A 16,282-nucleotide genomic window follows, 5' to 3' on the forward strand; every position below is an offset into this window, starting at 1 on the left:
AGACCCTTCGGGGTCTTTTTCTATTATAAGGGGGAAATCGCAATGTTTACAGAGCAAGAAAGGCACGATATCAAGACTGCCGGAGACACGCTATGTCTCGTTAATCAGATTCTCACGTACACGCGACCGGAAAATTGGTCGTTCGGAAGGCAGTTCCCGGAACATTTTCGCAAATTCCGTATGGCTGCCGGGCGATTGGCTCGCGTAAAGGATCGCAAGCTCCGGGAGTACGGGAAGGCGCTATTGGCATTCGACGTCTGTTTGACGGAGCTAGACCGCGGGTTTAGCCGAAGTAGAGCGGCGGCGGCTAGGGAGAAGGGTCAGCGCGTAGTTGACGCCATGGAAGGGGCCAAAGCTTATGTCGTTTGATATTGTTGGACACTTGAAAATTATCGATAACGCGACTAAGCCTTTGCGTAGCATGACGTCACACATCCTCAAGTTTGGAACAGCGGCAGCCGGCATAGCCGCGGCAGCAGGTACAGTCGCAATCGTGGGCGATAGTATTAAAAAATCGATGGACTTTGAATCGCAACTCCAATCGATCAAGGCGCTTACTGGCGCAACCGACGCGTCTATGGCGAAAATTAACGCTTTGGCCCTTCAACAAGGCGCGTTAACGAAATACTCCGCGCTAGAATCTGCGCAAGCCATCGAAGAACTCTTAAAGGCTGGTATGAGCGAAGCAACGATTATGTCTGGCGGACTTAATGCAGCGCTAAACCTCGCAACCGCCGGAGGACTCGAACTCGCAGAAGCGGCAGAAACGATGGCGACGTCTATGAACGCATTTAAGAAGGACGGACTTAGCGCGGCACAAACTGCGAACATCCTTGCAGGGACTGCGAACGCAGCAGCTACGGATGTACGGAATATTTCCTACGGTATTGCGTCAGCGGGCGGAGTTGCGGACATGGCGGGGCTATCCTTCATGGATTTAAATACCGCGATCGGACTTATGTCTAACGACGGGCTGAAAAGCGGATCTGACGCGGGTACGTCTTTCAAGAGCATGATTATGCAATTGCAACCACAAACAAAGAAAGCGACCGCGCTGTTTAATCAACTCGGGATTGGGGTCGGAAAGGCGAACAAATTCTTTGAGGGCGGAAATATCAAGGATCTCGCAGGAATTGCGGAGGTCTTAAATAAAACGCTCGGCAAGATGAATAACCAGGACCGCGTAGCTACGTTGCTGGATATTTTTGGAACTGATGGGGTAAAAGCTGCTACTACACTCTATAAGGCCGGCACTAAAGGCGTAGAAGAGTTTCATAATGAAATGGCGAAGGTTACCGCGCTACAGGTCGCCGAGGAGAAGATGAACAGCGCAGCAGGTGCGATGGAGCAGTTCCAGGGTGCGATAGAGACTCTACAGATATCAGCAATGTCGCCGCTGCTACCATATATTAAGAAATTCGCATTAGGTGCGCAAGAATTAATTGCACAGTGGACCCCTCAGATTACTGCGGCTGTTCAAAATGCGGTTGATACTGCAGCTAAGTACCTAAATACGAACTTCATTAATAATCCCGCGTTCCGGAGCTTGCCAACGATAAATCAAAAAATAGACTTTATGTTCGCGAAGGCGAAGGATGTCTTTGATAAGTGGTGGGAAGGCGGCGGACGGGACCAGATATATACAGGCACTAAAAATATAACAGATTTCATGTTGAATACCCTGGAAGAGGCCGTCCCTAGGATGGCGGAGATCGGGTTTAAGTTGGGGGCAACAATTGCGCAGGGCGTACTCGACGGGCTGAATCCTGTTAAGCAAATGGAGGTTAAAATCCTCAAAAGCGACATGATGAATGATGTATTCGACTGGACAGGAAAAACCCTACCTACGTGGATGGGCGGCTATGACGACGCGACCGCTGACCAAGACGCCGCGAATAGACGCTCGAAGCTGATGGGGTCCGGCGCTACGCCTCCGTCTATAGGCGTTAAAGACGTGTCGAAGTGGGCCGTTGACCAAACGTTGAAAAAAGCGATGGGCGAAATGTCGATGGGCAAATTTTCGGGCGGCCTGGACTATGTTCCTCGTAGCGGCTACGCGTACGTCCATCAAGGCGAGAGCATTCAGACAGCTACCGAAACGCGTTCCAATCGTAACGGAGGCGGAAGCCCTACCGTAATGGTAACGGGTAATACGTTCGTCGTCCGTAACGATGCAGATATCGACATGATCGCGAGTAAGATCGCGCTTCGCCTGGCGCAATAAGGGAGGGAACCGGATGCAGTTAATAGAAGGCGGCGGCGTGAGTCAATTGCGCGACATTATCCGGCAGCTCGGCTATAACAAAGACGTTGATATCGAAGTGGGAACGGTCATAGCACCTCTACCGGATATTAACGTTAAACTAGACGATGTTAACTTCGACTTAGATGCCGAAGATTGCGCAGTGTGCGAACATCTCCGCGAACATGAGCGTGAGGTTAGTATTAACGGACAGGATACAACGATTACGTTTAAGGACGCGTTAAAGGTCGGCGATCGAGTTGCGGTCGTTATGTTTGGCGCGGGTCAACGTTATCTGATACTGGACCGGATATGAACAACGGGGCGGACTTCGGTTCGCTTCTTTCTTGTGTACCATTTGCATATGAAGGGGTTATTTATCTTATCTTGAGGAGATGAAGGGGTGAGAAAGACTATGGGAGCGAACAAGAAACGGAAGCGGCGCACCGTCGAGTTGGATGATCGTCATTATCTCGCGATTGAATTGTTAACGACAGTTCCAACGCAGAACCTCGATGACATTGCGCGTCACTGTTACGTTGACAGGCGCACATTGTACCGGTGGAGGCTACGTAAGGACTTTCAGCGCGAGCTCACGAAGGCGCAGGAACGTAAGCACAAGCGCTTTCGCGTGAAACTATCCGAAATCCGTCGGGTTGAAGACTTCGAGTTCATATTCCGCGTGGCTGGGCTCATATAACGGTGTAAACCTGCGCGAAATGGAGGAAAACGGAGCTTACCGCACGGCTGGCGCGGGATACAGGCGTTATCAAAGTGTCCCAAAATTGTACATACGGCCGGTTTTTCCTACACGAGGCGCCTGGCGGACGGCCCCTCCGGAAACTCACGGGGTTGGCGGATACTCACGGCTGAATCCGCGCTATTATACCGGTGAATATGCGGAATAGTGCAAACGCAGGTCGGCGGACGACAGGCGGAATAGGCGCATGGGAGCCGCAAAACCGCGCCAGGACTACGTTTATGGCGAGTTGTAACTTCGACAGAGATATTCACCATATGAGCATTTTGTGTAAAAGTCTACGCGTTAATGTGATAAAGTATGGGACCCCCAAGGCCCCCGTCGCCGGCGGCCGGATCAGGTACCCGAACAATCCGCGCGTCAAAAATAACTCCGGGGGTTTATGATTAGTCGACGTCGACTAAATTGCGCAGATATACGCTCTACAGTTTGCAGATATACGCTCCTAATCGGTATAATAAAGGTATCGGTAAGGGAATAGCGTGGGTAGTTCGTAGTCTGTACGTTGGATAACGCGCTATTTAACGGGGGTTTTAGTCTAGCGTTGACTGAACGTAGGACAGAGCGGAGACAATTGCGAGCTGGCAGCGATGAGGTCAGGGGTTCGATCCCCCTAGGCTCCATACCTAATGAACCCGCTAAACACAAGGATTTCCGAGTGTTTGGCGGGTTTTTGCTATGTAGATGGTTTGGTTTTATGTTCGTGGTCATAGACGAATAACATATTCCCGTGCTACGAAGGGGTTTACTTATGTACGACAGCTAATACCTGCGTGTATGTATCCAAGGTTACTCTGATGTCTAAATGTCCGAGGATTTCTTTTACTATCTTATATGGTTGATGTTATGGACGTGCATGAGAGAGGAGACAGGATGTCTAAGGCTATGGAAATGAATAGGGGAACACCTGATTAAAAATTTCAGTTCAGTTATCAATTGTGGCACTAACTTAATTGCTCTCGGACTTAATTTAGTTTTGCCTGAATTAAAGTTAAGGTTATTGTTACGGAAATACGTAGTGTTGTACAAAACAATTACATGTATTAATATCAAAGTATGTAAGTTTAAATGGAGTTTCGATGAGGAGATAAGTATGAGAATAGTTGATTTGTTTTCTGGGGCTGGAGGGCTAACTTTTGGTTTCTACTATAGTTTGATTAACGGAGAGTTTGTTAGAAATGAAAACTGTGAAATAGTTTTTGCTAATGAGTTTGATGAAGCAGCAGCACAAGCATTTTGTATCAATTTTCCAGATGTCAATATGATTCATAAGAATATTAAGGATTTTAAAGAAGAAGAAATACAGGAGCTAATAGGAGAAGAGCAGATAGATTTGATCATTGGAGGACCTCCTTGTCAATCTTTTAGTACAATTGGAAAGAGAAAATATGACGATAAAGCACAATTGTACAACGAATATTATAGAATGTTGTCTATGATTGAACCGCGCATGTTCCTTTTTGAAAATGTAAAAGGTATGCTCTCTATGAGAGATGAAGACGGGAATCTTGTGATTAATGACATTGAGAATAAATTTAGACATATCAATGAAGAGCTGGGCTACAACATTCAATATAGGGTTTTGAATGCGGTGAACTTTGGTGTACCTCAATACAGAGAGCGAGTTTTTATTATAGGTATTAGAAATGATTTAGATATTGAATGGGAGTTTCCAACTGGATTAGATGGAGTTCCTACTATATCTTTGGAGGAGGCTATTTCCGATTTACCTATAGTTGAACCTGGTGGGGAGCTAAATGATTATCTCAATAATAACCCTGTGAACAATTATCAAAGACTAATGAGGGGGAATAATGCAAATTTGACTTGTCATTTTTCAGCGCTATACGGAGAGAAAATTCAGACTATTGTAAATCATGTAATACCCGGTGAAGGTAAAGACTACATTAATGGCTTAGTTGATCAGGGAGTTCTTGAAGAAAAGTATAGACTGACGTCAGGATACAGCAATACATATGGACGTTTACTTCCGAACCAACCGTGTACTACGATTACGAAAAATCTTTCAACACCATCAGGATTACGCTGTATACACTATAATCAAAATCGAGGACTGACACCACGTGAAGGAGCGAGAATACAGTCTTTCCCAGACTGGTTTCAATTCAATGGAAATAGGTATCAGATCAAGACTCAAATTGGAAATGCTGTTCCTCCACTCTTGGCAATGGAACTAGCTAATCAGATAGAAAGATTAATAGGATAGAGGGATTGTATGCAAAACTCGGACAGTACAATTTACTTTAATTTTTCATATTTTGCTTTAAAGCTACTAGGTAAAGGGCTGTATTCAAATCATTGGACGGCTATTGCTGAACTTGTAGCAAACGGTTTAGATGCGCAAGGTGATAATATTAAAATTTATATAAATATGAAAGATAAAGAGAATGCTGTAATTGAAATATTAGATAATGGACATGGAATGGGCTATGAAGATTTAGCTGAGAAATATGTACTTATCGGAAGAGATAAACGTGACGATGATCAAATTGATGAAGAGATTAAGAAGCAATTAATGGGGAGAAAAGGAATAGGCAAATTAGCAGCTCTATATTTATCTAATAAATATTATATTATTTCAAAAACTGTAAATGAATCCTCAGCATGGTGTCTTGATGCTTCCAATGTAAAGGACTCAGATGTTCCACGTTTAGATCGAATAGAGATTGATCAATTAAAAATAGAAACAGCTGAGGAGTGGGAGAGTTTCCAAACAGGAACAATGATTAGATTAACAAACGTTGATTTGACATACTTTGGAGAGAAGACATTGGCTGGTTTGAAAGCTAGATTGGCTGACTTTTACTTGACAGATACGATGCAAGGGGAAATTGAAGCAGCTATTTTAACAGATAAATCATCAAAAAAAAAATTTGAAAAAGTTGAGAAATCGATTGCTTTTAAAAATATTTATGCAATATACAACAATACAGATATTGATTTTTCTAATAGGCTAGCTGAAAGTGTTGTTGTAAGATCCTCAATTGAGAGCGTAATGGCAACTCCTAGATATGTTGAAAAACTAGATTTAGCAGATTTTCAAGTAAGAGGTAGTAAAAAATTCCTTAAACCAGACGGATCATATACTAGTCAAGAATTAGAGTATGAAATGAGTGGCTGGATTGGGATTCACACATCTATACAGAATGAAGATGCTAAGCTTAATGATATTGAGTATTTAAAGAATAAAGCTTATAGACCGAATCAGTTAAGACTCTATGTTAGAAATAAACTATCTGTTGAAAATTTTCTGGAATATATAAAAAATACACAAGCTTTTAGTAATTATATTGAAGGGGAAATTAGTTTTAACTTGTTGGATCATAATGAGTTAGGGGATATAGCAACTTCAAATAGACAAGGCTTTGTGGAAAAAGATGAAAGAGTTCAATTACTAATTTCCATATTAAAACCAATAATTAATTCATTAATAAGAAAACGTGTTCAATTGGGTCAGAAAATAAAGGCTGAAGAAACTGCTATATACGAAGAAGAAAAACGTATAGAAGCCGAGCTTCGGAGAATTGAAGAAGAAAAACGTATAGAAGCTGAAAGATTGCGTGAAGAAGAAGAGCAAAAGCGAATAATTGTAGAGCAACAGGTAGAAGGTTTAGATAACCAGTTGAAAATTACAAGTAATACTCTTAACAATGAAAAGAAAAGAAACCATTTTTTGGTGAGTTCCTTGTCGGAAGACCAGTTTATGTTTGCCGAAAAATTGCATATGGTTAGAATAAATATTAGTACGATTGAGAGTATAGTAAAAAATTTAGTAATGAAATTACAACGTGGACGATTCGTTGAAAATGATGCATGGGTAAGTTTGAAAACATTATCGTATTTAATAAAAAGAATACATGCTACTTTAGAATACGGTGGATTTGCTCAATTCAATACTAAAGAAGAATTTACAGAAGGTAATTTATTTGAATTTATTGTAGAATATTGCGAAATTGTTTTAACTAAATATACAAATATTAAAGTTTTGGCCAGTATTGATAAAAATATCAGTTATAATACTAGATTCTCTAGTCAAGATGTTGCTGTTATTTTGGAAAATGTTATAAGTAATTCAATAAAATATCAAGCGGATATTTTAAATATAAGGATGTATAAAGAAGGCGAATCTTATGTGATAGATTTGTTTGATAATGGAATTGGTCTGGATGCGAAGATAGTTGATGTTGATGAATTGTTTGATTTTGGGAAGAGTTATTCAGTAGGTGGTACTGGTGTGGGACTTTATCATGTTAAAGAGATTACTAAAAAGAAACTCAATGGGAATGTAGAAATAAAAAAAGGTCTAGAAAAGGGTTTTGGCCTACAAATAAGGATGTGAGCTTATGAGATATGATTTGAAACTTTTATGGATAGATGATGTTGATACGTATTTTAATGCAACCAAAGAAATTATTGAGATGTATGTAGAAGATTTAGGTTTAACAATTCATATAGAATATATACAAGATGCTAGGTTGTTCTCAGAGAAGATACGGAAAGAAGCTGCTGGATTTAAAACATTTGATATGTTTTTTATAGACTATTCTTTGTCATTTGGAATTGTAGGTAGCAGTCTAATAAAGGAACTGCGTACTATGAATATTGACTCTGATATTCTTTTCTACTCATCTGAGCATGAGGAGGATATTAGAAAGACAATTTCAAGTGATTTAGGTTCGTATGAAGGTGTTTATATTGCCAATCGAGAAAAATTATATGAAAAATCAACCTATTTGATTCAAAAGAATTCCAAAAGACTATCTTCTTTATCTAACATACGAGGATTATTAACGGATCAAACATCTCAAAATGAATTTATAGTTAACTCCTACCTATTAAAAGAATACCCAAAATTGAATGATCAACAACAAAAAGAAATTGCAGAATTAGTTCTTACATCTATGAAATTCCAAAAATTAGATTTCGATAGTTCCGCCGAAAAAGAAATTTTAAAAATAGAAAATGAGGAAAGACTAAACATTAGATCAATGTTTAGAATGAGAAATTTTTTATTTACTTTAGAAATGAAAAATCAAATGTTTCAAAAAATTTTAGAATTCAAGGGCAAAGACAATAAGGTTTTTTTTGAAGATTACAAAATGGTTACTTCGTTAAGAAATAAATTGGCACACAAAAAATTGGAAGTATGCAGTTCTCAGAACCACATAATTTGTAGTGATAACCTTGACCAGCACAGAAATAGAATGTGTTCGTCCGAATGTACAGATGTATTGGCAGATTTACAGGACAATAAGATATCTATGGCTTCTTGGCAGGAACTAAGAAAGCAAGTTGTAAGTAATGGGAAATTTTTTGACACAATACTACAAGAAATACTGGAAGAAACTTCTGTAGCTGAGTAATGAATATGCATATAAACATGTGGAAGGAGCCCTTATAGCATTACATAATAAGTTACTGGGTCACATTTCTGGTCACACTTTTTCTTTTTCGAGCTTTACGGTAAACTCGAACAAAAAACTAAGGAAAGCCTTGTCACTCAAGGCTTTTGTCCGCGTTTCCATTAACGCTCAGACCCCTATCGCTCCATTGGCAGCGATGAGGTCAGGGGTTCGATCCCCCAAGGCTCCACCAAACACAAACATCAACACGCCTGAAAAGGCGTGTTTTTTTGTGTTTGATGGAGCTCATAGGAGGCGAACCCCGAGCGCGGACAAGTGGTTGGGTGCTACGAAGAAACAGCATCAATCGTGTTTAGAGGATCGATACAAGTTTGTAGATAGATTGCGAACCATGTGACTATCCGATTGTTATGGAACAGCTTGTGGCTGCATTACGAATCAATGACAGCACAAATGTCCAGAAAATATAGCACTATCCCCTATAGTGAGTGAAACAAGAATTTGATACGATTTGACGGTGAGAAGAATTTTCCAAAAAGAGCTGACTTAAAGGGGAGATCGAATGCATGTCATAAAAATGGCTGCAACTCTGGACTAAAATTATGAGAATAATTAGGAGGCCACATCATGGCGCTGCAAAAGATAACCGCGGCACTGCTTGTATTTTTGCTCTTTACGACATCGTTTGGCGGAATTCAGGCTAATGCAGCTTCACCAACGACTACGGCACTCAACTTACCCCTGATCAAAACGTATAAAGCTGGTGAAAAGCTTGAGTTCACTGTGGTTTTTTCTGAAAATGTGAACGTGACGGGGGGAACGCCCAGCTTGAAGCTGGACATTAACGGAACAATGAGGGATGCGTCTTATGTGTCCGGCAACAACTCGAGTTATTTGCAGTTTTCTTATACTGTAAAACCTGGCGATAATGATGCGGACGGCATTCAAGTGGTAGATTCCATACAATTAAATGGAGCCTCCATAACGAATAGTGCTGCGGAGGCCGCTGATCTGGGTAACGGTTTTGGCCCCGGCGGCGCATCGGTGCTGAATACAGCGATAAAGGTGGATACGGTCATTCCCAGCGTTGTTTCTGTCAGTTATCCTCCTGATAAAACGTATACTGAAGGCGAATCGCTTTTATTCACAGTTGAATTTTCTGAAAATATTTCCGTCAACACCCGGTATGGCAAGCCTTATCTGGGTCTCAATATTGGCGGAACGGAAGTGCGCGCAGAAGCGGCAGTCTATTCGTCAAACGGGTTGAATCAGATTGGATTTCAATATATTGTCGAAGCCGGGCTTGAAGATCTCAACGGAATTACCATCGACAATGAAGTGAAGATGTACGGAGGCATGATCGAAGATGCCGCACATAATTCGATTAATCCCGCTATACAGAATGGAGGAACGGCTCTCCATCTTTCCGGCGTACATATAAGCGCGGGTGGAGCTTCGTTCGTAACGGAGATCCCTGATGACGGCTATTATAAAGAAGGCGATGTCTTGAATTTCGCATTCCTGTATCCAGCGGACGTGACCGTAACCGAAGAGCCTTATCTTCCTTTATTCTTCGGAACGACAGAAACACCGACAGAACACCAGGCAAAGGTTGCGGAAGTAACCGGGAACAAGGTTATATTCCAGTATACGGTCCAAAGCGGAGATGAAGCTTTGAATGGTATAAGAGTCGGCAATGCCATTGAATTGAACGGAGGAAGCATCAACGACGCAAGCGGACTGGCGCCAATGCCAACCATCGTTCACAAGCTTGCCCTTGCGGATGTGGTAGTCGATGCCGTCCTCCCTAAGATACAGCATTTCTCTCAAACTCCGATTAATCAAAGTTACGTTACGGGAGAGAGCATCCAGTTCAGGGCTCGCTTCACGGAGCCTGTAAAGGTTAGCGGCACTCCGAGCCTATCGTTAATGTCTGGCGGCCGTTCCGTAGCTCAGGCTGTATATGTGCCCGATGTACCTGATCTGGAACCAACCGATCTTGTATTCCGTTACACCGTTCTAGATACGGATAAAGATGTCGTCATTGACGCAGTAGGACAGCTTGACAGCACAAACGGAACGATTGTTGATCTTGGTGGCAATCCCAGCGAAGCGAACGTTCCCTATACACAGTTTGTCCAAATGTTACTAAATGCTGCAACTCCAACGATTACCTCTGTCGAGATGCCTGTGGCAAAGACTTATTACGAAGGCGATGAATTGCTCTTTAAGGTCCATTTTTCTGAAATAATACGGGCGCGTATAAAACCGGCAATTTTGCCAGTTACGATCGGAAGCAAGACGGTTGATGCGATGTATGCCAGTGGTACGCGTACCAATATTTTGACATTCAAATATGTGGTGCAGGATTCTGACTTAGGTACTGATGTCATTGCCATAGGAAGCGCCTTGCTTCCCAACGGAGGAAGTTTAATTGGTAAAGATGGAGAGGGTCTTCAAGCTGATCTGACGCTTCATAACGTTGGAAGCACATCCGGTATTATTATCGGACAGGTCGCACCGCAAGCACTTCATGTAAACATAGCGGGAATGGCTCAGGTTGGCTCAACCTTAACCGGAAGTTACACTTATCACGATGCAAACTCGGATGAGGAGGGCATGAGCATATTCAAGTGGTACCGATCCACTGATGCGCTCGGGGCGAACAAATCAGTAATTTCGGAAGTTACATCGACCTCTTATACCTTACAGACAGCCGATCTCGGAAAGTACATTAGCTTCGAAGTGACGCCGATTGCACAGACAGGTACGATTACGGGATCAGCGGTGGAGAGCCTATTGACCTCGGCTGTCACAGTAACGCCAGTAGATGTCCCGACAAATCCGACATCGCCAGTAAACGTCCCAGCATCGCCAACGAACGAAAATTCAACTTCTACGACAACAGGCGTGGATGTGCTTGTTAATGGAAAAGCGGAGAACGCGGGAACAGCAACAACATCCACCGTTAATGGACAAACCGTATTTACAGTAACGGTCGACCAGAAAAAGCTGGAGGACAAGCTCGCAGCGGAAGGTCCGGGCGCAACGGTCATTATTCCGGTGAAAGCGGACTCCGATATCGTCATAGGCGAGCTGAACGGTCAAATGATTCAAAACATGCAAGATATGCAAGCGGTTCTGGAAGTGAGAACGAATCAAGCGGCGTACAAGATACCCGCACAACAAATTAACATCGGGTCTATCTCCGACCAGATGGGCAAGTCGATCGCCCTGAAAGATATAAAGGTACAGATTGTAATTGCCGAACCGACTGCGGACGAGATTAAAATGGTGGAGAATGCTGCGGATAAGGGAGCTTTCACCATTGTCGCTCCGCCGATTGAATTCTGGGTTAAAGGGATACATGAAGGAAAAACGGTTGTTGTATCAAAGTTCAACGTCTATGTGGAACGCACAATTGCAATTCCGGGCGATGTCGATCCTGAGAGGATTACAACAGGCGTTGTGGTGGAAGCGGACGGTTCCGTTCGCCATGTGCCTACCAAAATCGTCGTAAGTGACGGCAATTATTACGCAAAAGTAAATAGCTTGACCAATAGCCCATATCTGATCATATGGCATCCAAAAGAGTTTAACGATGTTGCAAATCATTGGGCTAAAGAAGCTGTCAATGATATGGGTTCACGGATGGTCATCGACGGAAAAGGAGACGGCTCTTTCCGCCCAGAGTCGGATATCACTCGTGCTGAATTCGTAACTATTCTTATTCGCGGATTGGGACTTAAACCGGACAACGAAGCTGCTCCTTTCACAGACGTAAAAGCTTCTGACTGGCATAACGGCGCAATTCATGCCGCCTATTCGTATCAATTGATCAACGGCTTTAAGGATGGAAGTTTCCGCCCGAATGCCAGAATCACTCGCGAAGAAGCCATGGTCATCATCGCTAAAGCAATGAAAATCACTGGCTTAACAGCGAATCTTGACGGTCAATCAATCGACACCATATTACGTCCGTATGCTGATGCGGCAAAAGCATCCACTTGGGCGCAGAGCGGTATTGCTGACAGCATACAAACGGGCATTGTAACGGGAAGAAGCGACATAAATCTCGCTCCGAAAGATTATGTAACCAGAGCTGAGGTAGCTGCGATTGTTAAGCGGCTGCTGCAAAAATCAGATTTGATTTAGACTAGTTTACGCTGTAGTATAAGGAATAAGAGGAACGGGGGATAGCGGGTCATTCCGCTTTCCTCTTTTTTTATGGGCATGGCGTTGTCAAAAAAAGTGCAGTTTGAAAACAAGGAGACCCTCCCGGCTGGATATTATCCAGGCGGGAGGGTCTGCATTTATCTGTATACGCTTTCAATCAGCCAGATATTCAACGAACCTTACAAAGATCGTGGCTACTTCGGCGCGGGTGGCGGTGGCTTTGGGAACAAAAAAGTTGCCCGGTTTGCCTAATACAATGCCGTTGCCTTGCAGCGCCTGAACGGCCTCCAACGCCCAGGAGCTGATCTCACTCTGATCCGTGAAGGAGGACTTAGAGTGGCTTTCAGGTATCTCATAGCCCTTGTAGTTCATGTAGTTGTACAGTATCACCAGCAGCTGCTCGCGCGTTATCGGCGAATTGGGGTCAAACAGGTCTGCGTTTGTACCGTTGACTATGCCTTTTTCGGCCGCCCACTCGGTTGCCGCCATGTACCACTGACCGTCCGTCACATCACTAAAGCGGGAACTCGTGTAGCTGGAGAGGTTTACGTTCTCAAGGTTGGCCAGTACCTGCACGAACATGGCGCGCGTCATTGCGGTGCCCGGTGAGAACGTCGCAGATGTCGTGCCGTTGAAAAGATCGTATGTGTAGGCGAAATTTATATCGTTGTAGAACCAGTCTTCCATGTTGGCATCCCTGAAAGGGTTGCCCGATATCACGAGGAAGCCCAGTGGGGTGGCATCATCGAACACCAGCTCCGTACCCTCACGGATGTTCAGCGACATGCCGTTGTTTAAACCGACTCTTGCTCCGTCCGGTCCTACCACAACCGCTCCGCTGCTCCGTATCTTCGATCCACCGTGGAGATGCACCTGGTTGCCGTTTGACAGGTTCACATGCGCGTCTTTACCGCCTACTATGACTGTACCGTCGCTCGCGATCGTTGAGCCACCCGAAATGATCACTGTGCTGATGCCTCCAGGTAGTGTCACTTCGGCGCTTTTGTCTTTCTGAATGGTTACCTCACCGTTTGAGTCTATCGATGTGCCTTCGGGTACCTTGATCTCCGTCCCGCCCTTGGTCGTAATCGTGCCGCCGCCGGGCAGGGTGGTGTTGCCATTTTTGTCTGTGATAGCGGGCTTATCCTTCTGTGTATTCACTGTGTAGGTCGATTTTGATGTTCCAGTTCCAGGGTCTGTCCCGGTGTTCGTATTGTTGGTGTTGTGTGTATTACCACTGTTGCTTGTATTACCGTTGTTGCCCGTAGTACCACCAGAACCAGGTACGGTAGGAGTCGTCGTCTTCGTCGGTGTCGTCGTAGCACTGCTCTCCGCGCCGTCGCCCTTCGCGTTCACTCCAACGATCTTGAAGCTGTAGCTTTGGCCGTTTGTCAGGTTGTTGAAGGTATATTTGCTCTCCGCTGCATCCAGTGTGACCGGCGTCACGTTGCCATACCATACCTTGTAGCCCAATATTGCGCTGCCACCGTCGTCAGCAGGAGCAGTCCAGCTCAATGTGACCTGTCCGTCACCCGCTGTCGCTTTGAAGTCACTCGGCGCACCAGGCACAACCGGTTTTCTCTGCGCAAACATCCAATCAAAGACATCGGTGTAATCGTTGTTCCAAGCCGGCAAGTTGGAGGACTGCGCCGTAGGTGCTATACTCCAAGTCCCCATGGTGATCTGATTATAAAGAACCGCCGCTTCAACTTCATGCGCTATATAATCAGCCAGAACAGGTGTATTGGACGGATTCGGCCTCAGATTCGGCTGATCAAATTGATTGTAGGGCCACGTAAGTACCTCATTACTCTCAAAGCGCGAAGCCCTCGCGTTGATCATTTTTGGCATATTATTATTGATGAAGTTATTGAGGTTCGTCTGGTAGCCACCAACATTATGAGTATTTAAAAACATCCAATAGGCCAGGTTGTTGTGAGCGTCATTGTCCTTAGCGTTCGGTGAACCGCTTACCGGGGCCATAGGGGCTGCGGCAGCGAAGAAACCGGGATAGCTGTTAACTAAGTTATTCGTATACTGGCCGCCCCATGAGAAGCCTGCTGCGTAAACACGGTTAGGATCTACTTCACCACTGGCAATCAGGGCGTCTATGACCTTCTTAACATTCTCTGTGGAGGGAACAGATACGCCATTATAGGAAATATTCAGAACATGGCTGGCGTACTTATCGGGATTTTGCTCCATCTTTTTCATTAGAGCGACTGAGCCGTTGGCTGATTTCATGGCCGCTTTTTGGTCTGTCGCAGCGCTTGTACCGCCCCGTGACATGCCGTGGGTATAAACATACAGCGGTAATCTTTTTATTACGTTACCATCATCATCCTTATAAAGGTAGAGCGAACGATTGACCGAATTGTCTGTGAATGTTGTAAATTTATCAAGGATCGGATTCACAACTTTTTCCTGTTCAAAAACCACATTGTGAAGCGGATTCCCTTCTGTCAGTACGATCTCACCCTTTTGGGTAATGTTGTAAACCTGCTTTGTCGAGTTACTGCTGCCATCCAGCGTTGTGCTGCCGCCGCTCTCTGAATAAAACTCAGACTCAACAACGATGTAACGACCGCTCTCCAGTCCGTCCTGATAATCTGGTGAATGGCTAATCGGCCCGACATAGCCGCGTACCTTTGGCTCGTCATTAGCGTATACCCTTGTGATTTTGCGTGGTCCTTCAAAGGTCACCGCTTCGCCGTTCAGGGTCGTGTTCCTAGCCGATAAGGCAAACAAGTCTGGACTAAGCTCGGAGCCTAACGCCGCCTTCCCCTCGCCTAAATCAATGATAACAGCCGTTGTGTACTCGCCACTGGCGAAGTTGTCATTCCATACGATAAAGGGAAGTATCCCCGCGTCCGGATCGTTTTTGAATGTCACATGAATGGCATGATCAGCCTCAATATTCGTAAAGGTATAAGTGCCAGTAGATAGAGTTACGGTCTCGCCGTCTACCGTTACCGTATCCACAATTTTGCCGTAATCGGGGGTAAACGTAATGTCTTTATCAGAGCCCCGATCTACTCTAAGCACATCGCCGGGTGGGTTCGACATAATTGAGCCGCCCGGTCCCGCAGTGGCGGTGATTGAAAATCTGGTGTCCACTTCATTGGCTGCAATGAGCTGCAGGCTGTCTGTAAATGAATCAGAGCTGGTATAAGCCGCGTCCGGGACTCCAAAACTTGAAACGACTTCATAGCGGTCAGCGCCTTTTTCTGTCGAGTTATTGATGTAGACCTCAAAGGTAAGGTTCCCCTCTTGTAAGATCAAATTTCTTTTGGGTATTCTCATTTCCACGATGTATCCGGTTTCGGTAATCTGGGTCCATGCAGCTCTGCCTGGAGCGGCCTGCCCTGAAAACACACCCGTCGAGCTGACACGCCATTGGTTCGAGCCGCTGGTTCCGGTACCAACATAAAACTCCAGGCTGTCATACCGGTGATCTGCGCCAGCTCCCTGATATAGATTACTGTCATTCACAACCACGCGGGCATACAGGTAGTCATGATCCCAAAGGATTCTTGCTGTGCCCGTGGCTTGGGGTCTGGGGTCGGTGGGTACCGTGCTTTTGTTGATGTGATGCTCCATGGTTTGGTCCCAGAGGGGATCGTTTGACCCGAGTTCGGGAGTGCCAAAAATGGCGGTGGGTGTTTCATTCGCTTCTGCGTTCTCGATGTTGTCAGTGGCGGCAGCATAGGTGGTAGGCAT

General features: G+C 44.6%; 8 protein-coding genes. 7 read left to right on the plus strand and 1 reads right to left on the minus strand.

The window, feature by feature from the left end; all coding sequences use genetic code 11:
- The first annotated feature begins 42 nt into the window (after positions 1–42).
- The 7 genes from MKZ12_RS09905 (at position 43) to MKZ12_RS09935 (ending at position 12,541) form a co-directional block, all read left to right on the plus strand.
- A complete protein-coding gene (locus MKZ12_RS09905) occupies positions 43–369 on the plus strand; it encodes a hypothetical protein (RefSeq protein ID WP_339260184.1) in 327 nt (108 codons plus the stop codon).
- The gene (locus tag MKZ12_RS09910) at positions 359–2,224 is read left to right on the plus strand and encodes a phage tail tape measure protein (RefSeq protein WP_339260186.1); all 1,866 of its coding nucleotides are present in this window, start codon (positions 359–361) and stop codon (positions 2,222–2,224) included. The genes MKZ12_RS09905 and MKZ12_RS09910 overlap by 11 nt, the downstream gene beginning before the upstream one ends.
- Positions 2,225–2,261: 37 nt before the next feature.
- Complete coding sequence (locus tag MKZ12_RS09915; RefSeq protein WP_339260188.1) at positions 2,262–2,558, plus strand: DUF2577 family protein; 297 nt, start codon at positions 2,262–2,264, stop codon at positions 2,556–2,558.
- Between the two features lie 1,537 nt (positions 2,559–4,095).
- Complete coding sequence (locus tag MKZ12_RS09920; protein ID WP_339260189.1) at positions 4,096–5,229, plus strand: DNA cytosine methyltransferase; 1,134 nt, start codon at positions 4,096–4,098, stop codon at positions 5,227–5,229.
- A 9-nt stretch (positions 5,230–5,238) separates the two neighbouring features.
- Positions 5,239–7,362, plus strand: coding sequence for an ATP-binding protein (locus MKZ12_RS09925; RefSeq protein WP_339260191.1), 2,124 nt, complete (start codon positions 5,239–5,241; stop codon positions 7,360–7,362).
- Positions 7,363–7,366: 4 nt separating this feature from the next.
- A complete protein-coding gene (locus MKZ12_RS09930; RefSeq protein WP_339260193.1) occupies positions 7,367–8,386 on the plus strand; it encodes a hypothetical protein in 1,020 nt (339 codons plus the stop codon).
- A gap of 627 nt (positions 8,387–9,013) precedes the next feature.
- Positions 9,014–12,541 carry an S-layer homology domain-containing protein gene (locus tag MKZ12_RS09935; protein WP_339260195.1) on the plus strand — a complete coding sequence of 1,176 codons (3,528 nt, stop codon included), beginning with the start codon at positions 9,014–9,016 and terminating at the stop codon, positions 12,539–12,541.
- Between the two features lie 174 nt (positions 12,542–12,715).
- Here the strand turns inward: MKZ12_RS09935 and MKZ12_RS09940 are convergent, their stop codons facing one another.
- Positions 12,716–16,282, minus strand: coding sequence for an S-layer homology domain-containing protein (locus tag MKZ12_RS09940; RefSeq protein WP_339260197.1), 3,567 nt, complete (start codon positions 16,280–16,282; stop codon positions 12,716–12,718).

Source organism: Paenibacillus sp. FSL R5-0713, from assembly GCF_037973325.1.
Lineage (GTDB): Bacteria > Bacillota > Bacilli > Paenibacillales > Paenibacillaceae > Paenibacillus.

Bases quoted from the DNA above. Each gene is read 5' to 3' on its own strand.
- MKZ12_RS09905 (WP_339260184.1), top strand. From the start codon at position 43: ATGTTTACAGAGCAAGAAAGGCACGATATCAAGACTGCCGGAGACACG.
- MKZ12_RS09910 (WP_339260186.1), top strand. From the start codon at position 359: ATGTCGTTTGATATTGTTGGACACTTGAAAATTATCGATAACGCGACT.
- MKZ12_RS09920 (WP_339260189.1), top strand. From the start codon at position 4,096: ATGAGAATAGTTGATTTGTTTTCTGGGGCTGGAGGGCTAACTTTTGGT.
- MKZ12_RS09925 (WP_339260191.1), top strand. From the start codon at position 5,239: ATGCAAAACTCGGACAGTACAATTTACTTTAATTTTTCATATTTTGCT.
- MKZ12_RS09930 (WP_339260193.1), top strand. From the start codon at position 7,367: ATGAGATATGATTTGAAACTTTTATGGATAGATGATGTTGATACGTAT.
- MKZ12_RS09935 (WP_339260195.1), top strand. From the start codon at position 9,014: ATGGCGCTGCAAAAGATAACCGCGGCACTGCTTGTATTTTTGCTCTTT.
- MKZ12_RS09940 (WP_339260197.1), bottom strand. From the start codon at position 16,282: ATGCCTACCACCTATGCTGCCGCCACTGACAACATCGAGAACGCAGAA.